This is a genomic window from Actinomadura sp. NBRC 104425 (assembly GCF_030269545.1).
GTDB lineage: Bacteria > Actinomycetota > Actinomycetes > Streptosporangiales > Streptosporangiaceae > Spirillospora > Spirillospora keratinilytica.
Map to the genome: position 1 here is coordinate 616,418 of NZ_BSTN01000001.1, position 26,661 is coordinate 643,078.

At 70.7% G+C, this 26,661-nt stretch carries 28 protein-coding genes and 2 pseudogenes; 7 read left to right on the top strand and 23 right to left on the bottom strand.

Translation table 11 applies throughout. From position 1 onward, the window contains the following. Window positions 1–173: 173 nt before the first annotated feature. The 7 genes from QSK22_RS02810 to QSK22_RS02840 form a co-directional block, all read right to left on the bottom strand. The gene (locus QSK22_RS02810; RefSeq protein ID WP_285492308.1) at window positions 174–1,145 is read right to left on the bottom strand and encodes a cation diffusion facilitator family transporter; all 972 of its coding nucleotides are present in this window, start codon (window positions 1,143–1,145) and stop codon (window positions 174–176) included. A gap of 43 nt (window positions 1,146–1,188) precedes the next feature. After that, window positions 1,189–2,325 carry a bifunctional phosphoglucose/phosphomannose isomerase gene (locus QSK22_RS02815; protein ID WP_285492309.1) on the bottom strand — a complete coding sequence of 379 codons (1,137 nt, stop codon included), beginning with the start codon at window positions 2,323–2,325 and terminating at the stop codon, window positions 1,189–1,191. A gap of 183 nt (window positions 2,326–2,508) precedes the next feature. Further along, window positions 2,509–2,691 (bottom strand): Trm112 family protein, encoded by a 183-nt coding sequence (locus QSK22_RS02820; RefSeq protein ID WP_285492393.1) that lies wholly within the window; start codon window positions 2,689–2,691, stop codon window positions 2,509–2,511. Continuing rightward, a complete protein-coding gene (locus QSK22_RS02825) occupies window positions 2,688–4,037 on the bottom strand; it encodes a phosphomannomutase/phosphoglucomutase (protein ID WP_285492310.1) in 1,350 nt (449 codons plus the stop codon). The genes QSK22_RS02820 and QSK22_RS02825 overlap by 4 nt, the downstream gene beginning before the upstream one ends. A 206-nt stretch (window positions 4,038–4,243) precedes the next feature. Continuing rightward, on the bottom strand, window positions 4,244–4,630 hold the full coding sequence (locus QSK22_RS02830; protein WP_285492311.1) for a DUF3499 domain-containing protein: 387 nt from the start codon (window positions 4,628–4,630) through the stop codon (window positions 4,244–4,246). Between the two features lie 136 nt (window positions 4,631–4,766). Then, window positions 4,767–5,453, bottom strand: coding sequence for a response regulator (locus QSK22_RS02835; protein WP_285492312.1), 687 nt, complete (start codon window positions 5,451–5,453; stop codon window positions 4,767–4,769). Then, on the bottom strand, window positions 5,450–6,730 hold the full coding sequence (locus tag QSK22_RS02840; RefSeq protein WP_285492313.1) for a sensor histidine kinase: 1,281 nt from the start codon (window positions 6,728–6,730) through the stop codon (window positions 5,450–5,452). Before QSK22_RS02840 ends, QSK22_RS02835 begins: the two co-directional genes overlap by 4 nt. Window positions 6,731–6,892: 162 nt before the next feature. Between QSK22_RS02840 and QSK22_RS02845 the strand changes: the two genes are divergently transcribed. Continuing rightward, entirely contained in the window at window positions 6,893–7,321 is a 429-nt protein-coding gene (locus QSK22_RS02845; protein ID WP_285492314.1) for a metallopeptidase family protein, read from the top strand. 33 nt (window positions 7,322–7,354) lie between these two features. Here the strand turns inward: QSK22_RS02845 and QSK22_RS02850 are convergent, their stop codons facing one another. The 4 genes from QSK22_RS02850 to QSK22_RS02865 form a co-directional block, all read right to left on the bottom strand. Further along, a complete protein-coding gene (locus QSK22_RS02850; protein ID WP_285492394.1) occupies window positions 7,355–8,797 on the bottom strand; it encodes a DUF5719 family protein in 1,443 nt (480 codons plus the stop codon). Between the two features lie 181 nt (window positions 8,798–8,978). Beyond that, window positions 8,979–12,554, bottom strand: coding sequence for a glycosyltransferase (locus tag QSK22_RS02855; protein WP_285492315.1), 3,576 nt, complete (start codon window positions 12,552–12,554; stop codon window positions 8,979–8,981). A 181-nt stretch (window positions 12,555–12,735) separates the two neighbouring features. Next, window positions 12,736–12,999 carry a WhiB family transcriptional regulator gene (locus QSK22_RS02860; RefSeq protein ID WP_067907771.1) on the bottom strand — a complete coding sequence of 88 codons (264 nt, stop codon included), beginning with the start codon at window positions 12,997–12,999 and terminating at the stop codon, window positions 12,736–12,738. A gap of 207 nt (window positions 13,000–13,206) precedes the next feature. Beyond that, the gene (locus QSK22_RS02865; protein ID WP_285492316.1) at window positions 13,207–14,190 is read right to left on the bottom strand and encodes a hypothetical protein; all 984 of its coding nucleotides are present in this window, start codon (window positions 14,188–14,190) and stop codon (window positions 13,207–13,209) included. Between the two features lie 126 nt (window positions 14,191–14,316). On the opposite strand from QSK22_RS02865, the gene cofD reads away from it, so the two are divergent. The 4 genes and pseudogenes from cofD (at window position 14,317) to QSK22_RS02880 (ending at window position 17,749) form a co-directional block, all read left to right on the top strand. Then, the gene (cofD, locus tag QSK22_RS02870; protein WP_285492317.1) at window positions 14,317–15,264 is read left to right on the top strand and encodes a 2-phospho-L-lactate transferase; all 948 of its coding nucleotides are present in this window, start codon (window positions 14,317–14,319) and stop codon (window positions 15,262–15,264) included. After that, entirely contained in the window at window positions 15,261–16,547 is a 1,287-nt protein-coding gene (locus QSK22_RS02875; RefSeq protein WP_285492318.1) for a coenzyme F420-0:L-glutamate ligase, read from the top strand. Before cofD ends, QSK22_RS02875 begins: the two co-directional genes overlap by 4 nt. A gap of 86 nt (window positions 16,548–16,633) precedes the next feature. Beyond that, window positions 16,634–16,720: pseudogene (locus QSK22_RS33650) on the top strand (DUF2510 domain-containing protein); the annotation flags it as partial. 210 nt (window positions 16,721–16,930) lie between these two features. Further along, window positions 16,931–17,749: a M48 family metalloprotease gene (locus QSK22_RS02880; protein WP_285492319.1), complete on the top strand. Its 819-nt coding sequence runs from the start codon at window positions 16,931–16,933 to the stop codon at window positions 17,747–17,749. A gap of 948 nt (window positions 17,750–18,697) precedes the next feature. On the opposite strand, the gene QSK22_RS02885 is transcribed toward QSK22_RS02880, so the two are convergent. From QSK22_RS02885 to QSK22_RS02915, 8 genes and pseudogenes are all read right to left on the bottom strand, one after another. Then, the gene (locus QSK22_RS02885) at window positions 18,698–19,108 is read right to left on the bottom strand and encodes a hypothetical protein (RefSeq protein WP_285492320.1); all 411 of its coding nucleotides are present in this window, start codon (window positions 19,106–19,108) and stop codon (window positions 18,698–18,700) included. 807 nt (window positions 19,109–19,915) lie between these two features. Next, a pseudogene (locus QSK22_RS33655) lies at window positions 19,916–20,097 on the bottom strand (DUF397 domain-containing protein). A gap of 118 nt (window positions 20,098–20,215) precedes the next feature. Beyond that, complete coding sequence (locus QSK22_RS02890) at window positions 20,216–20,413, bottom strand: DUF397 domain-containing protein (protein WP_285492321.1); 198 nt, start codon at window positions 20,411–20,413, stop codon at window positions 20,216–20,218. A 79-nt stretch (window positions 20,414–20,492) separates the two neighbouring features. Beyond that, the gene (locus QSK22_RS02895) at window positions 20,493–20,621 is read right to left on the bottom strand and encodes a DUF397 domain-containing protein (protein ID WP_352231399.1); all 129 of its coding nucleotides are present in this window, start codon (window positions 20,619–20,621) and stop codon (window positions 20,493–20,495) included. Window positions 20,622–20,627: 6 nt separating this feature from the next. Further along, window positions 20,628–20,846 carry a DUF397 domain-containing protein gene (locus QSK22_RS02900; RefSeq protein WP_285492323.1) on the bottom strand — a complete coding sequence of 73 codons (219 nt, stop codon included), beginning with the start codon at window positions 20,844–20,846 and terminating at the stop codon, window positions 20,628–20,630. A gap of 64 nt (window positions 20,847–20,910) precedes the next feature. Further along, window positions 20,911–21,105 carry a DUF397 domain-containing protein gene (locus tag QSK22_RS02905; RefSeq protein ID WP_285492324.1) on the bottom strand — a complete coding sequence of 65 codons (195 nt, stop codon included), beginning with the start codon at window positions 21,103–21,105 and terminating at the stop codon, window positions 20,911–20,913. A 6-nt stretch (window positions 21,106–21,111) separates the two neighbouring features. After that, on the bottom strand, window positions 21,112–21,330 hold the full coding sequence (locus tag QSK22_RS02910) for a DUF397 domain-containing protein (protein ID WP_285492325.1): 219 nt from the start codon (window positions 21,328–21,330) through the stop codon (window positions 21,112–21,114). A gap of 10 nt (window positions 21,331–21,340) precedes the next feature. Continuing rightward, window positions 21,341–22,186 carry a helix-turn-helix domain-containing protein gene (locus QSK22_RS02915; RefSeq protein ID WP_285492326.1) on the bottom strand — a complete coding sequence of 282 codons (846 nt, stop codon included), beginning with the start codon at window positions 22,184–22,186 and terminating at the stop codon, window positions 21,341–21,343. A gap of 279 nt (window positions 22,187–22,465) precedes the next feature. Here QSK22_RS02915 and QSK22_RS02920 point away from each other — a divergent pair, with 279 nt between their 5' ends. After that, complete coding sequence (locus tag QSK22_RS02920) at window positions 22,466–23,236, top strand: ATP-binding protein (RefSeq protein WP_285492327.1); 771 nt, start codon at window positions 22,466–22,468, stop codon at window positions 23,234–23,236. A gap of 15 nt (window positions 23,237–23,251) precedes the next feature. Then, on the top strand, window positions 23,252–23,515 hold the full coding sequence (locus tag QSK22_RS02925) for a helix-turn-helix domain-containing protein (RefSeq protein WP_285492328.1): 264 nt from the start codon (window positions 23,252–23,254) through the stop codon (window positions 23,513–23,515). Window positions 23,516–23,610: 95 nt separating this feature from the next. Here the strand turns inward: QSK22_RS02925 and QSK22_RS02930 are convergent, their stop codons facing one another. The 4 genes from QSK22_RS02930 to QSK22_RS02945 form a co-directional block, all read right to left on the bottom strand. Continuing rightward, the gene (locus QSK22_RS02930; RefSeq protein ID WP_285492329.1) at window positions 23,611–24,288 is read right to left on the bottom strand and encodes a TIGR04222 domain-containing membrane protein; all 678 of its coding nucleotides are present in this window, start codon (window positions 24,286–24,288) and stop codon (window positions 23,611–23,613) included. 186 nt (window positions 24,289–24,474) lie between these two features. Continuing rightward, a complete protein-coding gene (locus QSK22_RS02935) occupies window positions 24,475–24,879 on the bottom strand; it encodes a hypothetical protein (RefSeq protein WP_285492330.1) in 405 nt (134 codons plus the stop codon). 62 nt (window positions 24,880–24,941) lie between these two features. Then, window positions 24,942–25,391, bottom strand: coding sequence for a hypothetical protein (locus QSK22_RS02940; protein ID WP_285492331.1), 450 nt, complete (start codon window positions 25,389–25,391; stop codon window positions 24,942–24,944). Then, window positions 25,388–26,551: a hypothetical protein gene (locus tag QSK22_RS02945; protein ID WP_285492332.1), complete on the bottom strand. Its 1,164-nt coding sequence runs from the start codon at window positions 26,549–26,551 to the stop codon at window positions 25,388–25,390. Before QSK22_RS02945 ends, QSK22_RS02940 begins: the two co-directional genes overlap by 4 nt. Between the last annotated feature and the right edge of the window lie 110 nt (window positions 26,552–26,661).

Genomic DNA, 26,661 nt, shown 5'->3' on the forward strand with positions numbered 1-26,661 from the left:
GGACAGACACACACCCCCCACAGCAGCAGGACGGCACCACACAGCACCCCCGCATCCGAGCCCCCGGCGACACATCGCGCCTCCGATGCTCGGCGACGTCGACGCGGGCCGGGCGGACACGCGAACGGCCCGCTGCGTCCGCACGGACGCAGCGGGCCGTAACAGGACTCGGCTCAGGAGGAGGCGGCGCTCTCCGTCCCGGCCGTCTGCGCGGACGACCGGTCCTGCTCGCGCGGCGCCTCGTCCAGGGCGGGCTCCAGGTAGATCAGGCGGGCGTGCGGGAACTCCGCGCGGATCTTCGCCTCGGCCGCGTCGATGCCGCGGGCCACCTCGGCGGCCGTGTCGTCGTGGTGGACGGCGATCTTGGCGGCGATCAGCAGCTCCTCGGGGCCGACGTACTCCGTACGGATGTGCATGACGTGGTCGACCTCGTCCACCGACTCCATCGCGTCGATGATCCGCCGCTCGACCTCGGGGCCGGCGCCCTCGCCGATCAGCAGGCTCTTGGTCTCGATGGCCAGGATGACCGCGATGACGCCGAGCAGCAGGCCGATGCAGACCGTGCCGACGCCGTCCCACACGCCGTTGCCGGTCACGACGGCCATCGTCACGCCGAACAGCGCCAAAACCAGGCCGACCAGGGCGCCGAGGTCCTCCAGCAGAACCACCGGCAGTTCGGGGGCCTTGGCGTGCCGGACGAACTGCACCCACGACTTGTCGCCGCGCAGCTCGTTGGACTCCTTGATGGCGGTGCGGAAGGAGAAGCCCTCCATGGCGATCGCCACGAGCAGCACGCCGAACGCCCAGCCCGGCGACTCCACCTCGTGCGGGTCGCTGATCTTGTGGACGCCCTCGTACAGCGAGAACGCCGCGCCGACCGTGAACAGCACCACGGCCACCACGAACGCGTAGAAGAAGCGCTCGCGCCCGTATCCGAACGGGTGCTGGGGCGTACGGGCGCGCTGGGAGCGCTTGTTGCCCAGCAGCAGCAGGCCCTGGTTGCCCGAGTCGGCCACCGAGTGGATCGACTCGGCCAGCATCGACGACGAGCCGGTGAACACGAACGCCACGAACTTGGAGGCCGCGATGCCGAGGTTGGCGCCCAGCGCGGCGATGATCGCCTTGGTTCCGCCTTCCGCGCTCACCGGGCACCTCCCGCCTCAGCCTGGGTCGCGGACCGCACAGCTCTCATTCCACAATCCTCGCTTTGAGATCTTGGATGGCCGGCACGGGCGTGGGGTCGACGCCCAGCGCGATAGCCAAGTAAACCGTGACGTAGTCGGCGAGCGCGATGAGCGTCGCGATCCGCTCCAGCGGATGGACGCCCTCGGCGGCGAGCTCGGTGACCGGCACTCCCCGCGCCGCGGCCAGCTCGGCCGACACCTCGCGGCGCTTGCGCACCTGCGGATGCTCGTCCACGTCGCGCAGCAGCACCAGGTGGATGCCGTGCTCGGCCTCCTCGGCGCGGTCGCGGAAGAAGTCGCCGGGGTCGGCGGGGGGACGGGCGAAGTACCCGTCGAACACCATCACCTGGTTGTGGTCGGCCTCCGGCAGCTCCCCGTACACGCCCGGGTACTTGGCGTTCTCGTTGAGCTGGCAGCACAGCCGGTAGGCGGCGGTGCCCGCGAGGGGGGACGTGCCCCACACCAGCGGCACGTCGCCCATGAGGTCCAGCGCCGCCCGCTTGGCCGGGTTGACGAACGGCTCGCTGGCGGGACGGCACCGGTGCGCCACGTCCTCCAGGCGTCCGGCCGTCGCCTCCAGCAGCGCGTCCGGCACGTCCGCCAGGCCCAGCTCCCGCGCCGCCACCAGCAGCGGGACGGTCAGGCCCCACAGCGTCGCCCTGGGCTGCCCCACCGACCGCACCGGCACGAACAGTGCCCGCGTCCGCTCGGCCAGGTCGGCCAGCGGCGAGCCGGCGCCGCCCACGAACATCAGCCGGCAGCCGCGCCGCGCCGCCTCGGCCGCGACGGCGAGGGTCTCCTCCGTGCCGCCCGAGCACGACACCGCGATCACCAGGTCCGCGGCGCCCACCCAGCCGGGCAGCCGGTAGCCGCGCACCGTCACCACCGGGACCGGGCAGCCGGTGCCGCACACCGCGGCCAGCACGTCCCCGGAGATGCCCGAGCCGCCCATGCCGGCGACCACCACCGCGCGGGGGCGTCCCTCCTCGGCCAGCCGCGCCGCGCCCGCCTCGACGGCCAGCCGCCGCGCCTCCCGGATCTGCGCCGCCGACGAGGCGACCTGCCGCAGCATCCCGCCCGGGTCGGCGGCCTCGATCGCGGACGGATCCTCCAACCGGTCCGCCCCGTCCGGGTCGCTCATCTGGTCTCCGCTCTCCGCGGCGCCCCAGGGGCGCCGTCCCCACCGTGCATCGGCGTCCGGGCCTCGCCGCGGCCGCCACCATTCCGGACGCGCACGCCCGCCCTGGCGTTCCGGGCAAAATACCCCAGATTCGCGGACGCGGGCGCCGCCGCGGCCGGTGGCGTACGGCGGGGTCGCGCGCGGTCAGGACGCGGGGGCGCGGGCCTCGTCGACCAGCAGCACCGGGATGTCGTCGCGGACCGGGTAGGCATAGCCGCAGTCGCCGCCGCACACCAGCTCGGCGGCCTCGTCGTCGGGGCGCAGCGGGCCCTTGCAGTTGGGGCAGGCCAGGATTTCCAGCAGCCAGTCGTCGAGCTTCACGGTCAGTTCCCCCTCACGATCGCCAGCACCTCGTCGCGGATCTCGGCCATGGTCCGCTCGTCGGACGCCTCGGCGTTCAGGCGCAGCAGCGGCTCGGTGTTGGACGGCCGCAGGTTGAACCACCAGTCGCCGGTGCCGACGGTGAGGCCGTCCAGCTCGTCGATGGTGACGCCGGGCCGCCCCTCGAACGCTTTGCGGACCCGGGCGGTGGCCGCGGCCTGGTCGGCCACCTCGCTGTTGATCTCGCCGGACGACGGGTAGCGGCCGTACTCGGCCAGCAGCTGCGACAGCGGCCGGTCCGACTGGCCGAGGGCGGCCAGCACGTGCAGCGCGGCCAGCATCCCCGAGTCGGCGAACCAGAAGTCGCGGAAGTAGTAGTGCGCCGAGTGCTCCCCGCCGAACACCGCGCCGGTCTCGGCCATCGTCTGCTTGATGAACGAGTGGCCGACCCGGGTGCGCACCGGGGTGCCGCCGTGCTCGGTGACGATCTCCGGCACGGCCTTGGAGGTGATCAGGTTGTGCACGATGGACGCGCCGGGGTGCTTGGCCAGCTCCCGCACGGCCACCAGCGCGGTGATCGCCGACGGCGAGACGATCTCGCCGCGCTCGTCCACCGCGAAGCACCGGTCGGCGTCGCCGTCGAAGGCCAGCCCGATGTCGGCGCCGGTCTGGCGGACCTTGGCCTGCAGGTCGCGCAGGTTCTCCGGCTCGATGGGGTTGGCCTCGTGGTTGGGGAACGTGCCGTCCAGCTCGAAGTACAGCGGCACCAGCTCGAACGGCAGGCCGTCGAACACCACCGGGACGGTGTGCCCGCCCATGCCGTTGCCCGCGTCCACGACGACCTTGAGCGGCCGGACGCCCGACAGGTCCACCAGCGTCTTGAGGTGGTCGGCGTACCCCTTGAGCAGGTCGCGCGAGGAGACGGTGCCGCGCGGCCCGTCGTACGCGGGGACGCCCTTTTCGACCAGCTCGCGGATCTCGGTGAGCCCGGTGTCGCGGCCGACCGGCTTGGCGCCCGCCCGGCACAGCTTCAGCCCGTTGTACTTGGCGGGGTTGTGGCTGGCGGTGAACATCGCGCCGGGCAGGTCGAGGCTGCCGCTGGCGTAGTAGAGCATGTCGGTCGAGCCCAGCCCCGCCTCGATGACGTCGGCGCCCTGGGCGGTGGCGCCGCGCGCGAACGCCTCGGCGAGCGGCACCGAGGAGGCCCGCATGTCGTGCGCGGTGACCACGGCGTTCGCGCCCGTCACCCGGACGAAGGCGGCGCCCACCGCCTCGGCGGTCTCGGCGTCGAGCTCCTCCGGTACGACGCCCCGGATGTCGTACGCCTTGAAGATCTTGTCGAGATCGCCCACTCCTGCTCCCTGTCCGAATCGCTGTGCTCGCCCCTGCGGGGGACGATCCCTGGCTTCCGGCGCCAGGCCACGAGCCTACCGGGCGGAACCGGGCCGCCCCCCGGCACTCGCCCCGCCGCATACCCACAATGCGCCGATCAGCCCGCAGACCAGGGCGAATGACACATGCGAGCGCGGCGCGGCAGGGACCGGGGATCAGTCGAAGGTCAGTCCTGCCCCGTCTTCTGGCGGGTCTCGGAGGGTTCGGAGCGCAGGACCCGCAGATGCCCGCGGCGGCCGATCTCGGTACCCTGCCCGACAGGTTCGTGTCGCGTTCCCGGAACGGGCTTGGCGGCCTCGCGCACCGCGTCGGCCAGGGCCTCCAGGTCGTCGGCGCTGGGCTCGGTCTGCTCCTCCACCGGAAGCCGGACCAGTTCCCAGCCCATGGGGGCGGTGAGCCGCTCGGAGTGCTCGGCGCACAGGTCGTAGCAGTGCGGCTCCGCGTACGTTGCGAGCGGCCCCAAAACCGCGGTGGAGTCGCGGTAGACGTACGTGAGCGTGAAAACTGCGGGCTCCTTGCAGGCGGTGCGGGAGCAGATGCGGACGGGGCTCACGATGGCCGACCGTACCCCGCTCCCGCCGCATCCGCCACCACCCGAGGGTACGTGTCGCCGTTACCGGCCTAATTACGCGAGAACAACTACATTCCGTGCACCCTCCGGTGCGGCGAGCATCACCCCGCGGAGGCGGTCAGCGCGGCACGGACGGCGGGGAGCCTGCGGTGCCGAGCCAGCGCGCGATGGCCGCCCCCCGGGTCCGCACGCCCATTTTCGCGAAGATCCGGTTGACGTGGTTCTTGACGGTGTTCTCCGACACGACCAGCGCCAGGGCGATCTCCCGGTTGGCGTGGCCGCGCGCGATCAGCTCCATGACCTGGGCCTCGCGCGGCGACAGGCCCAGCGCGTGCCGGTCGGGGACCGGTTCGGCCGCCGCGCCGCCGGTCGCGCGGCGCAGCGCCTCCACCACGGCCTTGCTCGCCGCCGGGGACAGCGGGCTGGCCCGTCCCGCGACCGTGTCGTGGACGGCGGCCACCAGCTCCTCCGCGGCGAACGACCCGTGCACCAGGTAGCCGGACGCGCCGTCGCGGATCGCCGTGCCGATCACCTCCGCGTCGGTGTCGTAGGACAGCATGAGCACCTTGGCCAGGGCGCTGAGCGGGCCGACGGCGGCCAGCCCGTCGACGCCGGGCATGCGCACGTCCAGCAGCACGATGTCGGGGCGCAGCCGCTTTGCCTCCTCCAGCGCGTGGTCACCGTCCACGGCCTCGCCGACGACGTGCACGTCCCCCGCCTCCAGCAGGGCGACGAGCCCGGCCCGCACGACGGGGTTGTCGTCCACCACCAGTGCGCGTACGCGGCGGACGCCTGCGCCGCTCACCGCCGCTCCCGTACGGGCGAGGCCCCCGCGGCCAGGGCGAGGTCGTCCGCCGCCGTCCGGTACGTCCAGGTGTCGGGGTCGGCGGAGGCGTACGGCCAGGGAAGCGTCATCGTCACGGTGGTTCCCTCGCCGGGGGCGGAGTTCACGGTCAGCGCACCGCCGATCCAGCGGGCGCGTTCGCTCATGCCGACGAGCCCGTAGTGCCCCTCGCGCGCCAGCATGTGCACGGCGCCGCCGGGCGGGGGCGCGAAGCCCTGCCCGTCGTCGCGCACCGTCAGTTCCAGGCGTCCGGCGGCGCACCGCAGGCGCACCTCCACGCTGTCGGCGCGGGCGTGCCGCTCGACGTTGGTGAGGGCCTCCTTGAGCACCGAGACGACCTCGTAGCGCACCACCGCGGGCGCGTCCATCGCCCCGGCGGCCTTCGCCAGGTCGGTGCGCGCGGCGACCCGGCTGGAGCGGCTCCAGTCCACGACGACCCGCCGCACGGCCAGCGGAAGCGGCAGCCCGTACGCCTCCTCGCGCAGATCGGCGATCAGCCCGCGGGCCTCGCGGGTGGCGGTCTCCAGCGCGGACACCAAGTGGCGGGCGTCGCGTTCGGCGCGGTCGGGGGACTTGCGGATCCACACCGGCAGCGCCGCCGCAGACATGACCATGCCCTGCAGGGTCTTGGCGAGCGAGTCGTGCATCTCCCGGGCCAGCCGGCTGCGTTCGGCGGCCGCGGCCACCGCCGTCTCGATGCGGCGCCTCTCCTCCTCGGCCGCCGCGTACTGGGCGTACAGGCGGCGCAGCATGGCCCCGGCGCAGGCGGTCACCGGGTAGAAGACGGGCAGGCCGAGCAGCGCGCCCGTCCCGTGCGCGGGCTCGGACGCCGTGGCCAGCAGGCACAGCACGATCTGCACGGCGCACACCGGAAGCGCCCGCCGCCACGGATACAGCACACCCGCGATGCCCGACGTCATGACGGTCAGCGGGAAGAACGCCCCGTTGACACCGCCCTCGGCGAGCACCCAGTACGCCGGAAGGCCGTCCAGGCAGCACAGCACGGGCCGGCGCCGCAGCCAGGGCAGGACGATGCGCCAGGCGGCCGCCGCGATCGCGGTCTCGGCGGCCAGCGCGGCCACGGCGAGCGCGAGTCCAGGGTCCAGGCGGGAGGCGGGCATGAGGACCAGCGCCATCGCCAGCAACAGGCCCCGGAACAACATGAGCAGCTGGAAGGTCACCCCCAGCCGCGACCAGGCGGTTCCCCGCACCATCGGCCACGTGGGTCTGTGTGCCACGCTCAGCAACTCTAATCACTGCATTCGCAGCAGAGGTACATGAAGCGCCCGATACCCCGCGGTCGCGTCGGCGGCGGCCCCCGGGAGGCCGCCGCCGGGAGCGCGCGGGGTGGCGCGGCCGGGGCGGGAGGCCGCCGCAGGCGGAGGGGTAGTCTTGGTGACGTGCGATCCCGTGTGGCAGGCGTACGGCGCCGCGACCGGCACGGTCGCGGCCTCCGCGGCCCTCTGGCGCCGCCTCAGGCGCCCCTTTCCCGTACCCGTGCCGAACGCTTCGACGACCTCGTCGCCGACGAGGTGCGCCGTCTCGGGCAGCGCTGGGGGCGTGAACTGGCCCGGGTGGAGTTCGCCGTCGAAGAGGTTCCCGAGCTCGAACCGTGGTTCGACGGCCCGGTGCCGCTCGCCCAGACCCGCCCCGGCACGGCGGGACGCCCCGTGCGCATCGTGGTGTTCCGGCGCCCCGTGGAGGCCCGGGGCAGCGGCGAACGCGAGATGGCGCAGATCGTCCGGGACGCCCTCGTGGAGGAGGTGGCCGACCTCCTCGGGCTCTCCCCCGAATCGGTGGACCCCAGCTACGACTCCCCCGACGACTGACCGGCTTTCCCAGGGGCGGCCCGTTCGGCTGTTTCAGGGGATCAGGGCGCGCTGGGAGTCCGCGGCAGGGGGCATCCGCATGGTCGTCCAGGCCGGCTCGACCGGCAGGACGGTGATCAGGGCGTCGTCCCCCTTGCCCGTGGCGAGGACCCGGGCCGCGTAGACGGGGCCGGAACCCGAGCTCGGCGCGAGCAGCACCCCGAACCCGTCCTCGGCGCCCTTGGGCGCGGTGAGCTTCGCCTCGGCCGTCCCCCCGGCGGGAACCTTCACCTCCTGCGCGCCGCCCGGCCCCGACGGCCCGACGGGGGTGACGCGCACGGTGGCCGCGGCGCCGGGGGCGGTGAGGATCAGCGACGCGTCGAACCGGTTTTCGGCCACCACACCGCCGTCCGCTCCCAGGGGAGCCACCGCCGCCCCGTAGGCCACGTCGGCGCCGCGCTCGGCCGCGAACCCCGCGACGATGGGCTTGTCGGATTCCAGCCGCACGGCGGCGGCCTTCCCCGACAGGGCGCCGTCGAGATCCAGGGCCGTGACCGTCTCGGCGGGGGCGTCGAGCACGTCCTGCCCCTGCGGGGCGAACGACCCCTTGGAGGTGACCACCCGCACCCGAATGCGGGCGTCCTCCTCCCCGGGGACGGCCACCAGAAGCTGCCTACGCCCGCTCCCGCCGGGCACCCCCGGCACGACCAGGGACGTGGCGGGCTGCTGCGCCTGCGGCAGCCACTCGATGCCCTTGCCCTCGTCGATCCGCACCCGCACGGCCGCGGCGACCCGCCCGGTGGTGGCGTGCACCCGCAGGGAGAGGTCCCGGGCCGAGGCGACCACGTCCCCCAGCCCGTCCCCAGGGGCGCCTATGCGCACGACCTTGGTGGTGTAGGGCTCGACGGGGACTCCTCTGCCGTCGGTGGTGTCGAGCGGCCCTTCCCCGGACAGCGCGGTGACGTCCACGGAGGCGGGCTGGGCGTCCACGTTGGTGAGGTACAGCTCGATGCGTTCGGCGGCCACGGGCCCCGGCCCCACGAACCACAGGTCCGTGCCGGGCCGCCCGCATCGCGTGCCCGCCAGGCCGCGGTCGGCGCCCCGCGGCCAATGCGTGGTGCGCTCCGCCTCAAGCCCGGGCGCCAGCGCCCCCGAGGCCCGCACCGTGTACGACTTCTGGTCGCTCTTGAGGCCGTCCTTCATCCAGAACACGCCGGGCGACTGCGACGAGACGACCGCGGTGCCGTCCTGCGTCTCCACCACGTCGAGGCGTCCGGCCGACCGCGCACGGGATGCCGACAGGAGGCTCAACCGGCCGCTCTCCCCGGCCGGGCACACCGCCACGGTGGACGTGACGGGCGCGGAGACCGCCTTGGCCGCTCCGGCCGTCCCTCCGGGCCGCGACAGCGAGGCCAGCCCGTACAGGGCCACCAGCGCCAGCGCCACGAGCCCGGCCGTCGCGTACCGGAACCCGAGGAACCGCAGCACCTTGTCCATGTTCACCGCCGTTCCTCCACAACATCCACATCCCCCTCACCCGCACCCGCCTCCCCAGCCGAAGCACCCCCAACCCGCCGAGCAAAGCCCCTGCGAAGAGGAAAACGCTCCGCAAACGAAACGGCCCCGGCAGCACGAGCGAACACCCCGCCACGCCCCGCAGTCACCCAATCAGCCGCGCTCAACGCCGTTCCTCCGCAACATCCACATTCCGCTCACCCGCACCCGCCTCCCCAGCCGAGGCACCCCCAGCCCGCCGGGCAAAGCCCCTGCGGAGAGGGAAGCGCTCGGCGAACGAAGCGGCCCTGGCGGCGCGTGCGAAGACCCCGCCGCGCCCCGCGTTCACCTCGCCGCGCGGGCCTGTGACCTGCGGGGAGGCCGGGTCGGCTGGGGCGGTCGCGTGGTGTGGGGGGAGGGCCTGCGTGGCGGCCGTGTCCGTGCGGGGCTCATCGTCGCGTGCCGGGTGCTCGTCGGGTGCGGCCGTCTCAGCGCGGCTGGCGGGGTTGGGTGATGTGGTCTCAGCGTGGTGTCCGGGGGAGCTTGCGGGCGTGGGGAGCCCGTACGGGGGTGTCTGATGGGAGGCCGGTCCCTCGGGGGCGAGGGGGTTGGACTCGTTGGTGGTCTCGCCGTCCGCGGTGGCCGCGCGGCCGCCCTCTGCGCGGCCGTCCTCTGCGGGGACGGCGGCGGGATCCGTGGTGACGGGACGGCGGGGGCGGCGGCGGTACACGGGGGCGGGGGCCTCGGGGGTGCCGGGGAGGGCGAGGGCGGCCACCACCAGGACGGCCACGGCCTGGAGGGCGACCCAGGTGTGGCGCAGGGTCATGCTGCGGGAGAGGTCGAACGTACCGCCGGAGGCGGGGATGTCGTAGGCCTGCGCCCAGCCGTCCACGGTCTCGCCTTTGAGGTCGCGTCCGTCGAGGGTGGCGCACCAGCCGCCGTCGGCGGGTTCGGCCAAAAGCAGGATTCGGGGGCCGCTGCCCGGGGGGATGCGGACGTGGGCGTTGATGCGGCCGGAGGGCAGCGGGGTGATGTTCCGGCCGTCCAGGAGCATGAGGCGGCCTGCCGATGGCTGCAGACGCCAGACGCCGTAGGCGGCGGTGCGGTTGAGGCGGGTGAGCTCGGGGTTGGCGTCCAGGACGGGCGTGAGGGCGTCGCGGGCGGGCCGCGGCACCAAGACGTACTGGATGCCCATGCGGGTCAGCCTGGAGCCGTCCCCCACGCGGCCCGCGGCGAGCGCGGACACCACGTCCTTGACGTGGTCGGGGCCGGGCGTCTCGTTCTCGCCCAGGCTCGGCTCGGTGCCGCGCAGAACGGTGTAGGAGACGCGTCCGTCGCGTTCACGGTGCAGCACCAGAGTGCGCGGGCCCGTCGGGGCGTCGACGAACAGCGGAACCGTGCGGGGGACGCGGCCCACAGGCCCATCGGCGCCGCGCACAACCCAGTGCCCTGCGGCGAGAAGGGGTGTCGCCACGGCGGCGACCCCGATGAGGCCGCCGACGGCGGTGGCGACGAGGTGGCCGCCGAAAACCTCCGCGGCACGCCGCACGGCGACCGTCGCCGCGAGCAGGATTCCGGCGGCTGCGAAGGTCAGCGCCACCCCGGGCCAGGCGGGCGCCCGGTCGGCCCCTTTGGTGACGGTGACGGCGCTGACGAGGATCGCGGTGAGCAGCCCGAAGATGCCCACCGCCCAGCCCGCCGCGACCACGGTGCGGCGCCCCCGCAGCAGAAGGGCGCACAGCGCGACCGCCACGAGGCCGTACATGGTCCAACGGGCCGGGGCGCCCGGGCCGCCGGGGTTCAGCGTCAGCAGGTCGTGGGCGGTCGGCAGGGGCCGTGCCGCGCCGTGCAGGCCCGCCTCCAGCAGGAACCGCGACGGGTGCAGCAGGAGGCCGACCGTCCACGGCAGGAGCAGCAGCGGCGGCACGCCCAGGGCGATGGCCAGGCGGGTGCGTACGCGGGGGCCGCCGAGCAGCACCCAGGACAGCGCCCCGGCGGCCAAAGCCAGCAGCCACGTCAGCGGAACGAACGCCATCGCGACCGTCAGCAGGAACGCCACCGCCCAGGCGGCGCGGTCGGCGCGGCGCGCGTCGGTCCTTCCGCCCGGCAGGCCGTAGAGGCGCACGGCCTGGACGGCGATGAGGGGCAGCAGCACGATGACGACGGACGTGCCGAACCGTCCGCCGGACACCGCCCCGGTGGCCGACGGCAGCAGCGCGTAGGAGGCGGCGAACCACACGCGCACCGCGGCGCCGGGCACGCGCCGTCCGCGCGCCCTGCGGCCTATGCGCGGCAGCTGCGTCATCAGGGTGCGCGAGGCGTGGTAGGCCGTCAGCCCCGCCAGCGGCACGCTCGCCAGAAGGAGCAGGGCCATCGCCAGCCAGGGTTTGCCGAACAGCACCGTGGACAACGCCGCCAGCACCGCCACGTATGGGGGGCTGCCGGCGTCGGAGCCCAGCCCCACGGGATGCCAGCCGGAGACGTACTGCGCCCACAGGTCGCCGGCTCCCCCGGAGGCGGGCACAAGCGCGCCCCCGCCGAGACGTCCGCCCGCGGTGAGCAGGGACCGTTCCGCAGCCAGGGACACGGCGGTGAGGGCGAGCACGAGCATGACGCCGGGGCGGGTCAGCACGCGCCGCACGCGCCCAGGGCCCTCGGGGGCCGGTGCCTCATCCTCGTCGTCGCGCCCGGACAGGCGGTTGAGGACGTACTCGGAGAAGCGGCGGAGCGCGACACGGCGGGGCATGAGGCGTCGGACGCTGCGGTAGACGCGCCTGCGCCCCTTGGCCCGCACCTTGCGCGCCCTGCGGAGCCGCCGCGGCGCGCGCAGCACGTCAGCCAGCGCCGCCAATTCGTCGCGTGCGTCCTGCGGCCGTTTGAGGAGCGTCAAGTACAGCGCCCGCAGCAGGGCGAGGAGGAGGTTGCGCACGAGAAGGCGCGCCGCCGCCCCCAGGGGCACGTTCGCCAGCAGGGTGTAGAGGGCGTTGCGCCGGTCGCGGCGGCGCCGGGACTCGGCGAACATGCCGATCTCGCGCAACCCCCTGCGGGACGCCTGCGCGTGGTAGACGACGGCGTCGCTGACGACGAGGACGCGGTGCCCGGCGGCGTGCGCGCGCCAGCAGAAGTCGATGTCGTCGCGGAACAGCCCGAAGTCGGTGTCGAAGCCGCCGACCCGGTCCCACACGTCGCGGCGCACCAGCATCCCGGCGCTGCCGACGGCCAGCACGTCGCGGACGCCGTCGCGCTGCCCCTGGTCCAGTTCGCGGCGGTCCAGGCCGGTCTCCCGGCGGCCCGCGCCGTCCATGGACACGCCGAGCTCCAGCAGCATGCGGCGGTCGTACCAGTCGCGGGCCTTGACGCCGAGCACCGCGGCGCGGGGGTCGGTGTCGGCGACGCGCAGCAGCAGCGCGAGCGCGTCCGGCGCGGGGGCGGAGTCGTCGTGCAGCAGCCACACCCATTCGGTGCGGGGCTCGCCGGGCCGGTCGTCGGGGACGGGCAGGGACGCGGCGGGGTGCCGCAGGGCCTCGGCGACGGCCTGGCCGTAGCCGGTGTCGCGGGGCAGGGTCAGCACGTTGCCGGTGCCGGCGACCTCGGCCAGCACGGCCGGGCCGCGGTCGCGGCTCCCGGCGTCCACGGCGACGAGGCGTTGCACCGGCCGCGTCTGTGTCAGCAGCGCCTTCAGCGTCTCGGGGAGCCAGCGCGCGCCGTCGTGGGCGACGAGGACCGCCGTGACGATGTGGCGATCGACAGTGGGCGACAAGGGTCCGCTCGATCTGTGGGTCGACAGTCAGCAGCCGTGCCGGCCGGGGGCCGACACGGCTGACAACTGTACGCGCGCCGTAGCGGACGCGTCCCAGATCTCCCCGGATCGGGGGCGCCGCGAATTGCGCGGCGCCGCCTTCGGCCGTCCCCGGCTCCGGGGCTCCGGGGAGGGTCGTTCGTCAGACGGCCTGTCGCTTCAGCTTGCGACGCTCCCGTTCCGACAGTCCCCCCCAAATACCGAAACGTTCGTCATGCTGCAGCGCGTACTCCAGGCACTCGGCCCGGACCTCGCATGCGCGGCACACCTTCTTGGCTTCGCGAGTGGAGCCGCCCTTCTCCGGAAAAAATGCCTCCGGGTCCGTCTGCGCGCACAGTGCGCGCTCCTGCCAGCCCAACTCTTCGCCCTCTGTGCCGTGCGCCAGCGGGATGACCACCTCGCTCACAGCGCACCTCCTAGCCCGTGGAGCCCCCCTGGTCACTGCCTTCCCTCGAGCTCCATCCCCCGAGAAGGCATAGAACTACACCGACGAAATTACACGCGTGTAGTGCCCGGTCCGTCAAGCGGAACCAGTTTCCGAGGGGACAACAAGGGTTTTTTGGGTATCGCCGCGATCGGCTTTGGCACGGAGATCAGATAAACGCGCCGTAGGTCACTGTGAGGGGCGGTTGTCGCGGTACCAGTCGCCGCCCTCATCGGACCGTTGCTCGCCCGGCTGCGAACCCTGCTTGGCCCCCTGTTGCGAACCATAGCCGGGCTGAGCCGGCGACTGGCCCTCCTGGCCCGAACCGCCGCCGTACGCGCGCGTCCAGTCGCCGACTTCGTCGCTGTCGGACTCCTGCCGGGCGCCGCCGCCCTGGCCGTACTGCTGCTGCCCGGGCTGGCCCTGCCCGAACTGCCCCTGCCCGAACTGCCCCTGCCCGAATTGCGCCTGGCCGGGCTGGGCCTGGCCCGGCTGGGGCTGGCCGGGCGCACCGGGCTGCCCCGGCGCCTGCTGCTGGTAGCCCTGGGGCTGCCCGTACTGCTGCGGGTAGCCCGGCTGCGGCTGCTGGTAGGGCTGCTGCTGGTACGGCTGGGCGAACGGCTGCGGCTGACCGGGCTGCCCCGGCTGTCCGGGCGGGACCTGCTGCCCCTGCTGGTAGCCGAAGTCGGGGTACCCCGGGGGCACCTGCGCCACCCCACGGGGACGGACGGGCTGCATGCCCTGGAACACCGTCACGACGAACCAGCCGCCCGCGCCGACCACCGCGAGCTTGGCCGCGCAGTACAGGAAGACGGCCAGCTTGGAGCCCGCGCCCGCATAGTTGGAATCCACGAACAGCGAGCCCAGCAGGGCGATGACGCCGAAGAGGGCGACGCCGCCGAGCACGCCCAGCGCGCCCATGGTGATCGTGCGGGCCTGCGGGGAGGGCGCCGGGCCCCAGGTCGCCAGCGCCACCGCCAGGACGGCCAGCGCCACCACCGTCACGTGGGTGAAGAAGCCGTCGGCGGCCTCGGCGTACGCCCGGTACTTGAAGCCGTCACCCCCGCCGATGAACAACATGATGATGCCCGCGAGCAATTGCAGTCCGGCGGCGGCGACCAAAATCCAGGCGGCCGGTTCACGCAGACGTCGGACGGCTTCGGTGTTCACCACGACCTCTCCAGACGTACGCAATGGGTTGTTCCGCAAAGCTTTGCACATCGCGTGCCCCGCCGTCTCATCCCGAAACCGCCCCGCCCTGCGAGCCGGGCCGCCTCCGGAGCCGCCTAGGCTGGGCGCATGAAGATCGTGGCGCTGGCGGGCGGCATCGGCGGGGCCCGCTTCCTGCGCGGGCTGCGGCTGGCGGCCCCGGACGCGGAGATCACCGTCATCGGCAACACCGGTGACGACATATCGCTGTTCGGGCTACGGGTCTGTCCCGACCTGGACACGGTGATGTACACCCTCGGCGGCGGCATCAACGAGGAGCAGGGCTGGGGCCGCGCCGACGAGACCTTCACCGTCAAGGAGGAGCTGGCCGCCTACGGGGTGGGGCCGAGCTGGTTCGGCCTGGGCGACCGCGACTTCGCCACCCACATCGTGCGCACCCAGATGCTCGCCGCGGGCTACCCGCTGTCGGCGGTCACCGAGGCCCTGTGCGACCGGTGGAAGCCGGGCGTGCGGCTGATCCCGATGACCGACGACCAGGTCGAGACCCACGTCGTCATCGAGGACGACAAGGGGCGGCGCGCGATCCACTTCCAGGAGTGGTGGGTGCGGCTGCGGGCGTCCGTCCCGGCCCGGTCGATCGCGGCGGTGGGCGCGGACGACGCCAAGCCCGCCCCCGGCGTTCTGGACGCGATCCAAGAGGCCGACGTGGTGCTCTTCCCGCCGTCCAACCCGGTGGTGAGCATCGGGACGATCCTGTCGGTCCCCGGCATCCGCGACGCGGTGGCGGCCCGCACCGTCGTCGGCGTGTCGCCGATCATCGGCGGGGCGCCGGTGCGGGGCATGGCCGACGCCTGCCTGACCGCGATCGGCGTGCAGACCTCGGCGGCCGCCGTGGCCGCCCACTACGGCCCTGACCTGCTGAACGGCTGGCTGGTTGACGAAACCGACGCCGGCGTGCAGGTGCCCGGCATCGCCGTGCGGTCCCGGCCGCTGCTGATGACCGACGAAAGCGCCGCCGCCGACATCGCCGGCGCCGCCCTCGACCTGGCCCGCGAACTGACGAAGGACGCCGCATGAAGGTAGAGGTTTTCGGCATCCCGGGCCTGCCGGAGGTCACCGAGGGCACCGACATCGCGGCCCTGGTGCCTGCGGACGCCCTCGCCGACGGCGACGTCGTCGTGGTCACGTCCAAGATCGTCAGCAAGGCCGAGGGGCGGGTGCTGGTCGCCGCCGACCGGGAGAAGGCGATCGACGCCGAGACCGTCCGCGTGGTCGCCCGGCGCCGCCACGCGCGCGGCGAGACCCGCATCGTCGAGACCCGCCAGGGGCTGGTGCTCGCCGCCGCCGGGGTGGACGCGTCCAACACCGCCCCCGGCACGGTGCTGCTGCTCCCGGAGGACCCGGACGCCTCCGCCCGCCGCATCCGCGCCGGAATCCGGGAACGCACGGGGCTGAACGTGGCCGTCATCGTGTCCGACACGTTCGGGCGCCCGTGGCGCAACGGCCTGACCGACGTGGCGATCGGCGCGGCCGGCCTGGCGCCGCTGCACGACCTGCGCGGCCGCGACGACGCGTACGGCAACCGCCTGGACGCGACGATCACCGCCGTGGCCGACGAGCTGGCGTCCGCGGCCGAACTGGTCAAGGGCAAGCTCGACGGCGTGCCGATCGCGGTCGTCCGGGGCCTGGGCGGCCTGGTCACCGACGACGACGGCCCGGGCGCCCGCGCGCTGGTGCGTCCCGCCTCGGAGGACATGTTCCGGTACGGCTCCGCCGAGGTCCTCCACGCCCGGCGCACCGTCCGCGAGTTCACCTCCGACCCCGTGGACCCGGCCGCCGTGCGCCGCGCGGTCGCCGCGGCGATCACCGCGCCCGCGCCGCACCACACCACGCCGTGGCGGTTCGTCCTGCTGGAGTCGCCCGAGTCGCGGGTGCGCCTGCTGGACGCCATGCGCGACGCGTGGGAGGCGGACCTGCGCCGCGACGGCTTCTCCGACGAGTCGATCGCCAAGCGGCTGCGCCGGGGCGACGTGCTGCGCCGCGCCCCCTACCTGGTGGTGCCGTGCCTGGTGATGGACGGCTCGCACGACTACCCCGACGAGCGCCGCTCCCAGGCCGAACGCGAGATGTTCGTCGTCGCCACCGGCGCCGGGGTGCAGAACCTCCTCGTCGCCCTGGCCGTGGAGGGGCTGGGCTCCTGCTGGGTGTCCAGCACGATGTTCTGCCGCGACGTCGTCCGCAAGACCCTGGACCTGCCCGCCGACTGGGACCCGATGGGCGCCGTGGGCGTCGGCCACGCCGCCGCCCCGCCGCGCGAACGGCCGCCCCGCTCCCCCGATGCCTTCATCGAGGTCCGCTGAGTTCCACAAGGGCGTTGACGCTGCATCGGGCGGTGCGTCAGCCTACTGTCTGCTGATCAATCCCTGTTGTGGGGAGGCAGGGCTCGGTGAGCGCACCACCCGGCTGGTACCCGGATCCGCAATGGATGGGGCGCGAAAGGTTCTGGGACGGCCAGAGCTGGACGGACAAGTCACGCCCGTGGACCGGCAAGGCCGCCGTCATGACCGAGCACGTCGCGCCCCCGGCCACCCGCCGTCCCTCCCGTAAGGCGCTGACGCGGTCCCGGGGGCCCGGGAACGCCCCGGCGCGTGGGAACCTGCCGGCGAAGGGGCTCAGCGCGCGCCCCCGGCCGGCGGCGCCCGTCGCGGAGGGCGCACACCGTCCGGGTGTGTGGACGACCACGGTGAGTTTGGCCACCACCGTTGCGGTCCTCGCCGGGGAGGCCGCGATCGTGGGGCCGCTCGCCTATGCGGCGTACCTGGCCCGTCCGCCGTGGGGCGCGGTGGTGCCGTTCGCCGCCTGGTGCGGGCTCGTGCTGCTGACGTTCCTTCCGGCGGCCCGGTCATGGACCGCCCGGACGCACGGCTGTCGCGAACCTTCCGCGTCCGAGCGGTCGGGCCTCCGGCGGCCGTGGCGCAACCTGCTGCACCGCGCAGGACTCCCCGACGGGCAGTACCGGCTCATGGTCACCGATGCGGACGGCCTCAACGCCTGCACGCCGGTCCGGGGGATCGTGGCGGTCACCAGCCACGCCACGTCGCTGCCCGCCCCGCATCTGGAGGCGATCCTCGCTCACGAACTAGGCCACCAACGCGGCCTGCAGTCGCTGTCCGCGTTCGTCACCACCCACCTCACGGTGCCGAGCCGATTCCTGCGGTGGGTGCTGCGAACCCTGTGGTCGCCGGTCACGCCGATGTGGAAACGCGCCGTCGCCTGGCAGCGCCCGATCGGCTTTCTCATGGTCTTCCTGCTGGCCGCCGCCGCCACGGCCGTCACCCTGCTCGCGGCGCTCCCGGCCGCCATCGCCTACGCCGCAACGGCCCTCCCCCGGCTCTCGAAAACCGCCACGGACCACGACGCGGACGCCTACGCCGTCCACCTGGGTTTGGGCCCCGACCTGCTGACCGCAGTAGAAACCCACATCGAAAAAGCCGCCTCCGAGGCCGAACTCCCCCTCCCCCTGGTCCAACGCGCCCACCACCTCCGCCGCACCCTTGCCTGAACCAGCCGGTTCCGGATGATGCGCTCGCGGCGCAGTCGTCCGATCCGCGCGGTGACTGAGAAGAAGGCGGGACGGTGAGCCGGTCGAGCAAGCCGATGGCAGCGGCCGCCCCACTCGCCAACGCACGAGCGGGAGACGCCTTCCGCGCCGTGCACGTCCCTGTCTGGGCACTCACCGACCTCAGCCTCAGGGCCGGGCCGGCGCGTTCTCCCCCCCCGGACGCGCCCGGTGGAAGGCGGTCAGGGCGGCGTGATGCGGTCGAACCGTCTGCGGGCCGCAGCGCCTCGGCGGGCGATGCGGCACCCGCGACACCTCGATGCACCGGGACTTTGCCGATCTCCAGCTCGTGACGGCCCGCCTGCCTGATCGGCAGGGCGGCCAATGCCGGCCATGGCCCGCGCCGTACCGAACAAGATCAGCTTATTGTCGCCATCGGCGATGGCGTACGCCCCGGCGATGCGTGCCGTCCGGGACGGCGTTGACTGCGCGGTCTGCTGGACCACATCGCCGCCGAGCCCGCGCACGACGGCGGTTCGATGAGCGCGGCGTGCGAAACGTCACAAGGTGTGCAAGCGGGCAGATCTGGCGACGCTCGATGTGCCGACGGAGGCCCTCGACGGACACCAGCGCGTTACCGTAAAACACGGACGGCACTTTCCAGACGACAGGACATTTTGATCGCGTTTGTCACCCTGCCGCTTCTTCACTCAGGCCCCGCCGTCCACAGAGCCGCGTCCACCAAGGCTCGTCCGGTGGATCTTGGCATCCAGCTCTTGGGTTGGGTGGAGACGTCAGCCGGGTCGTCCGCTGCCGTGCTGCGAGTCTGCGGCTTCGCCGCCGTCATGTGCGAGCAGGCCGGGGACGGCCGCCCTGCCAACGCCGCAACGTGGTCGGGTTCGCCCTGGTCACCGCGCTGTTGCGGCTCCGCCGTGGTCTACCGGACACGGCTCAGGGCTTGTCGGTGGTGGCGATGCTCTCGAGGCCGATCTCACGCAGCGGCGGAACAAGTCGTGCGACGTACCAGCCGAGATCGGTAAACTCCGCCGCCCCGGCAAGCGGCCGCCGGTTCAATTCGGGAAGAAATGACGCAGTCTTGCGATCATCATAGATGAGAAAGTTTCCACCATAGCCGCTGTCCTGCCAAAATATGGCGATCCCTACAACATCTCCCGCGGAGAGATTCTCCTCCATTTCCCCTTTTACCGAGGAAAGGTCATCTGGCCTGGACGCCTTCCACTCGAAGTCTGCAACCATGTACCTCGTCTGCACGTCCCAGACGGCCGTCCACCCCGCCTTGAACAGACTACCTAGAACATTGTCGACATGGATCGCCGACTCGAAGGTCATGTCGATGTCCACGGTCCGCCCCACAGGAAACCTCCCTCACCGCCCCCAAGGGATCTCTCGGTAAGAAATCCCCTTCTTGTCCAACCATGCTCTTATCGAATCGGGTATCTGGTTCTCCGAGATGACTTCGAAGTCCTTGCCATGTTTCCTGGCGATTTGCGCCTGCTGCGCTGTGCTGGATTTGAACTTGGCGGCGATCTTCGGATCTTCGAGCAACTTCTCCAGTAGTTGCCGGACTTGGCCTCACACCAAGCTTCTCGGTCGGCACCCTCCGGCGTATGGCGAACGTCGAACTGCCGTGGGCCGACTTTGAAGTCGTGTTCTCCCCCAAGTATCCGCGCCAGATACTTCTCGTATTCTATACCACGCTGACTGGCACGTCTTCGACCATCTACTGATTCCGCCTTCCGGACCTCCTTCTGAGCGTCCAGCGAAGAGCCCGGGGCACGCCGATCGCCGACGGAAGATTCGCACTCCTCCGAAATCGCAGCGGCGAATTCAGCTCGTGGCGCGGTGTCCCGCTTCTCGCTTGACGAACCGCCACCCGAGGATTTGTCGCCGTGTTGATTACGTTGTTCGATTCGGAATTCAGAAAGCGACGAGGCGGCTTTGCTCTCCAGGCGAGATGGTTGACCGGGCGACCCCGGCCTGTCCAACGGGAGTGACGGCTGCTTCCCCCCCGCCCGCTTCTTCTCAGCCGCCTCCGCGCAGTCGTTCCGTTCGGAGGGGCGATCGACGGCCACGCCTCAGACCTGCCTTCCGTTACTCGCAGGTACAGGGGTATGCCGACCTCGGATCCTATCGGCCGAGATCAAGAGATCAGACTTCGATCGCCACGAAGAAAACTTCCCACTCCTGATGCTGGAAAGTCAGCACCGGGCCAAACGAATCCTTACTGTCACGGCGACGACGCCCGCCGGCTGAACATCAGCCACCTCGACGCACACCTTGCCGCTGCCGCTACGGCGCGACTTGCGCCAGGTTCCCACCTCCACTTCCATGAACACCAGACCTCTCTACGAATCACAGCCGCCTAGGTAGATGGCTCAGCCAACCTAACGACCCGGTTTTGCCCATAAAGGGTTTTGCGCCGTGCGAGGAGATGCAAAAGCTCCAAGGCTATTCGCCCAGCCGAAAGCGCCTTGGCGAATAGCCTTGGCAAATCTCACGAACTCCGACCCGACCAAACATCAGCACCGGACCCGACGGATCCTTAGAGTCACGGACAGCGACACCTGGCCGCACGCGAGCAACCTCAACACGTTCGCCCCCGATCCCCTGACTACACGAAGCATTCCGCCACGAGATGTCGTGCATTCTCCGAGCTACCCCTTCAGATCGAACGCGCCTTGGTGGACCGCTTCGGCGAACCTCACGAACCCCGAGCGGCCAAACGTCAGCATCGGCCCAACGGGTCCTTGGAGGCACGGACCACGATACCTGGCTGCACACAAGCAACCTCGACGCACTCCACCCCGGCTCCCTGACTGTGCGAGGACTTCCGCCACGTGATCATGTCCAGCATCCGACGCTACCCCTCCAGGTCGAACGCACCTCGGCGCACAGCCTCAGCGAACCTGACGAACTCATCCCGCCTGAACACCAACGTCGGCACCGACGGGTTCTTCGAGTCACGAAAAGCAACGCCAGGAGGCATGGCAGCGACCTCGACGCAGTTGTCGCCGCTCCTAGTGTTCCGGGCGGCCTTGCGCCACCGCAGGGCGGCGTTGGGGATCTCATCACCAGACATGGGCTGGAACTTACTCCTTGGCGATATCTCGGATCAGCCAGAGGCAAAGGTCCAGGCGTTTTGGTCACATGTCATGCATGCCGTGACGTATGGCGTCAGCCAACGCCGCGAACTCCTGCCGACTGAACACCAATTTCGGCCCCGAAGGGTCTTTTGAGTCACGGAAGGCCACGCCCGAACGCGTGCGAGCAACCTCAATACAATCGGCCCCGGTACCCTGACTACGTGAAGCCTTCCGCCACGTGATCATGTCCAGCATCCGACGCTACCCCTCCAGGTCGAACGCGCCTCGGCGCACAGCCTCAGCGAACCTGACGAACTCCGACCGACCGAACATCAGCACCGGCCCCCACGGGTCCTTGGAGTCACGAACCGCGATGCCCGGACACGCGCGAGCAACCTCGACGCAGTCCGCGCCGCTTCCCGTGCTTCGACTGGCCTTACGCCACCGCAGGGCGATGTTGAGGGTTTCACCACCAGACATGAACTAAAATCTACCCCTTGGCGATATCCCGAATCAGCGCCAGCGACTCCTGTTCTGAGAGGGCCACCTCGAGAATGCGGTCGAAAGTATCGGAACAGCGTCTGACCTGCTCGACATCCTCCAAGTAGGCGGACACTCCCACAGCCCCTTCCAGATAGCCGACATCCAAGTCGAGCGGCCCGTCGAAGGTGAGCAGGACGAATGACCCGTCGGTACCGGGGTGGGCTGGAGCGGAAGCGGGGACGACGCGGAGGTGCACGTTGGGTCGCTCCGCCGACTCGATCAAGGCGAGCAGTTGCCGACGCATGACCTCGCGGCTGCCAAGGTCACGGTGCAGCACAGCCTCGTCAACCACGGCATGCAGGGTGGGCGCGTTGATTCGACTCAGCAGGGTCCGTCTGGTGACGCGGACGGCAAGTCGACGAAGGTGCGCGTCTTCATCCTCATGTGGATTGACACCCCGGATGAGGGTAAGCGCGTAATCATCGGTCTGCAGAAGGCCAGGGACGACCTGGGTTTGCCAAGAGCGAATCTCTACGGCGTCGTTCTCCAGTTCCATGAAGCTGCCAGGAAGCACGTCGTCATAAGAGGACCACCAGCCTCGCTTGCGGATGTCTCGCGCGAGCTGAACCAAGGCGAGACGACTTGGTGCGTCCCCGCCGTACAGGTCGAGCATGACCTCGACGTCCTGGATTCGGGGCCGCGCCTTTGCGGTCTCGATGGCGACGAGTTTCGGACGCGACCACCCGAGGAGGGACGCAGCCCGCTCGGGGGTGAGAGCAGCCTGCTCACGACGCTTGCGCAGTTCCCTGGCCAGCCGCCGATGCCGGACGGTCGGACCTTGGACTGGGGCCACAGCAACCTTCCTCCCCCACCTCCGCCAACAGGTAAGCGGAGTGTAACGCCGAAGAGACGCAGAGTATCCGTCAAGTCGCCGACAGTGATGACTTGTCAGCTCTAGGGTGAGCTCCGTCAAGCGTCGTTTGACGGTCCGAGCGTATCGATGTCAGCGCCGCCACACAGGGTGATTGGCCAATAACAGCGAGGATTGCCCGCCGTCGGCATGACTTCGTCGGCCTGCGGACCGTCATTCCAACCCGAGATGACGGTGACCTTGGAACTCCCATCTGCGCCGATGGTCCACCCGACCAGCGGCAACCCTCTGAACCTTCCGCACGGCGGTGCGTGTGCCTGGCGACTCACGGCGGACGCCGGCTGCGCTGCGCAGGCCCGATCGGCGCTGGGCTCGGTGATGCAGGCGCTTCGGTTCCCCGCAGCCAGCATCGACGACGGGGCGCTGGCAGTGAGCGAACTGGCCACCAACGCCCTCTGGCACGCGATCAGCCCCTACCCCGCCAACCGAAGCCCCGCTGGCCAGCTCGTCGGGCCGGAACTGTGGGTCTGGGCCCGTACGGCACCGCAGCCAGAGTTCGTCGCCGCCGTGTTCGATGCCGCCCCAGAGGTGACCCCACAGGTGCACACCGAGGACGTGACCAGCACGCACGGCAGGGGGCTCGGCATCGTCGAAGCCCTCACGTCCGCGTGGGGCTGGCGGCGTACGCGATCACGCCTGGCCTCTCCACCGATCTCCGGGAAGGCGGTGTGGTTCTCCCTACCGCTGCCCTCCACCTGGCCGCGACCGCCCCACCGCATCCCGCCGGCGGTTGCCGCCCAGCACCTGACAACGCACCTCTCCCACCGCGGAATTACCGCTACCCGATGCAGCGATGTCACCGGTATCTCCGTCGTGACCACCGCCGCCCTCAACATCTGGGTGTGTCGCGAGGCGTTCTCCTGGACCGGCAGCGACGGCGTCCACCACCGCCACCCGCTCATCGACTTGCAGGAGACCGCCGAGCACGTACTCCACGTCTTCGACCAGTCCCAGAGCCCGACCACTACGTGAAGGAAGGGCACCGCGGTGTCAAAGCGGGGCGACGACGCGCAGCCGCCCGAACTGCTGAAGACCAGCGAAGTCACGCAGATGCTGGGTGTCACAACCTCAACCGTGCTGTCCTGGGCCTACCGTGGCCGCCTGTCGTTCGCTCGCACCCCCGGCGGCCAGATGCGTTTCCACCGCCAACAGATCGAAGCATTCCAGGCAACGCAGCCAACGCCCCACAGCACGCGAGACAAAGAGGATGAGCCACTCTCGGATGCTGATGCGCACGCACCTACCGGTTGACCTTAGGCGATGGATGCCCTCGCTGGGTGCCTCGAAATTAACAGTGGTGTCCTGACCAAGCGCGGTCGGCTGCTGTTCGCTCGCACCCCGACCGCTCAGTTGCGCTCCCATCGACAGCAGATCAGCGCGACCAAGACCACGCCGTCTGGGCCCGAGAAAAGAGCTGTGAGGACACAGTCGGGAGCGAGCCCGTCCGTCTCTGGCTCACCACACACTTCAGACGCCAGTCGAGGGCGGGTCGTACTGAAAAGCCGGGTCGGGCCCCCGCGCGACTTGCCATCGTCGAGTGGCTTGACGTTCCGCGGGGGCTTCCAGACGTGGGTCTCGAAGATCTTCCGCAGCTCGTTGTCGACGATCGCCGACGCGCCGGAAACCGCTATGCGCCCCAACTCGTCGGCCGCGCTCCCCCGAGCCGCCTCGTCTTTGATTCGCTTCCCGGCGCGCACGCGCCGCCACTGCCACAGCCTTCCGAGCCGCGAACTGGGAACAAGACGCCGCTCGCGCAGCCGGCCGACAACCTCTTGCACGGCGTCCGACTCGCTGACCAGCAGCATGGTCCGTCCCAGCACCCGCCCGACAACGGGAATCGCATCCAGGACGGCCGACTCAAGCGCGTCATTAGCCTCCGCCCGCACCATGTGGACGCGGTGCCGATCCGAGGTGATCCGCACACGACCATCCCGGCACAATGCCACCAACGCGACCATTGCCACCCGCTCGCCCCCGCCACACAGATGGGCCAGTTCGTAGCGATCGAGTCTCGCCATCTCCACGGGATCACCTCCCGCATCCAGCCGACATCTCGGCCATGTCAGGGGTGCACGTTCTGCCGCCCCTGACGCACCGGAATATCGCCCGCCTCAGCTCGTTGTGCTGGTAGGACGCAGCCACTCGGCGAATGGTTCCTTGCCCGTGATGTCGACGGCAGCTTCTCCCGAATCAGTTAGGCTGAGCTGACCTCACGACCCCTGGGCGGCCAGTTCTCGAGCCGAGTTCAGAAACTCCTCCAGCGCCGAATCATCGAAATCGGCATCGGCGAGCAGCGCCAACATCATCAAGATTTGAGCGCACGCCCTTGTCTCGTCGTCCACCATGTCGAGCGCCTCAGCATCCAGCGAATCATCACCAAGCGCCCGACGAATCAGCCCCTCGGCCACGCGGGCATTTACCATATGCGCTTGGTCCTCAAGGGCGGACCGTGCATGGGCTACATACCGGATCACCTCGCCAAGCGAATAGATCGGCGCGAACTTTCCGCGGACCAACGTCACGAACGCGGCCCAGGCCAGCCTGTCGTTTCCGGCGGAACAGCCTGATTCCACCATCTCCTTGTGCAATGGCAGCCACACCTCGGGTTCGTCCACGAGGTATGAGCGAAAGACCGCGACGTGCTCGTCAGTCACGCCCCCGTTGACCTGATCTCTCGTCATTGCTGCTTCAGAACATCATCGGCAAGTTCACGTACCGCAGCAAGGAACTTGTCCAGCCCAGCGCCATCCAGACGTTCATCTACGATGAGAGCGGCCATGAAAAGAAATTGGATCGCGTACCGATCGCTGTCATCGACGTCAGGCGCTTCACTCTTCCCGAGAGCGTGCAGGATGAGCTGTTCCGCCACATTCGGCTCGATCTGTTCGCTGAGTTCCGGATCCTTGGCCCGCACGGACGCCACATACTCCACAATGTCCGCAGAATCGCGATCATTTGCCCACCGGCGATCCACTGCCTCGAAGAAGCCCGCGGCGATCAATGCGCTCCACGCCAGCCCCTCGGCCTTCATATCGAACTGATCGAACAGCCGGTCGTACTCCGCGCGGTTGCCACTCAGATACGCGCGGAGTGCAGCCACCATCTGATCGGATACCGATGCCGTCATACCTCTCGCCCCTCTTTCTTGTTTAGCCAACCATAGGCACGGCGCCCTAGCTCGAGAGCAAATATACTGGATACGAGTGTCGCGCTGACGACATCCCCAATTCCCGGCTCTTTAGCTGTCAGGATGTCCGTTTTCTGCTGGGGCAGCTTTACTTCGGAGCGGGTGCCCGTTGGCGGCCGAGGGAAAATCTTGTCAGCTGCATCCGCAGCCTTCTTTGCCGACTTCGCAATATTTTCGACGTTTCTAGCGAGAACGTCGTTGATACGCTTGGTCTTGCCTTTTCTGTCATCTTCCTCGGCGACAGCGTCCTCGCCTGGGAGGTCTTCAGGATTGACTCGCGGCTGGTCACCGATGATTCTTGGGATGTCGTACCCCGAGTCAATGTGGTCGCGGATGTCTTGGCCGTCGGTTGTGAACTGGAAGGGCACGGGCGCGTCTCGTGCCGCCGGGTCTTTCTCTGGGACGCGGGCAAGCCCCGTTGAAGTGGGCTCGATGGGCGAAGTTGGTGCGTTGCCCTCGATTTCGGGCTTGTCGGGTTCGCGGGCTGGCGGGTGGGCGTCTGTCTCCTGCGGCGGGTCCTCGGCTGTGGCGGCGTCATCGCGTCCAGTCTTGCCTGACTCGGTGGCGTCGCGCGACTGGGCGAACGCATTCGTGTCGAACTCGCCAGTGTCGTTGGTCGGCTGCTCGGGGGCGGGTTTCGAGGGGGCGGCGGTGAGTGGAGCGTCAGCCGCTTCGGGGGCGGTTGCGGGCTTGGGGGATGGCCGGTCGGTGGGGGCGATCGCCGCCGCTGGGGTGTCGGTGGAGGCATCTGAGGAGGCCGCCGAGAGCCGGTCGGCTGCAAGGGTCTCTGGCGGCGTCTGCTGGTCGGTGGGGCCGTGCGTCTCCACCAGGCTCGGCGGCCTCTGGTCGGGCGGGGTGATCGGCTTCGATTGGGTGTCGGTGGAAGGAGGGGCGGTCGAGGGTTTGTCGGCGGCTGCGACGGCGTCGGGGGCCGGCTGCTGGTCGGCAGGGGTTATACCGGGAGCCTCGGTAAGAGTGTGCGGCTTGGCGGGACCGTCGAACGTGGAGGTGCCCAGAGCGTCGGACGAAGAGTCCGGGGCTTGTGTTGCGGCGGCCATGGGCGCGGAGGACGGTTGCTGGTCGGTGGGGGCCGTCGCCATTGCCAAGGTGTCGGAGGGGGGCTGCTGGTCGGTGGGAGCTCTGCCGGAGGGGGCGTCGGTGGGGGCGTGAGGTTCGGCGGGTCCGTCAAGCGTGGTGGTGCCCGGGGTGT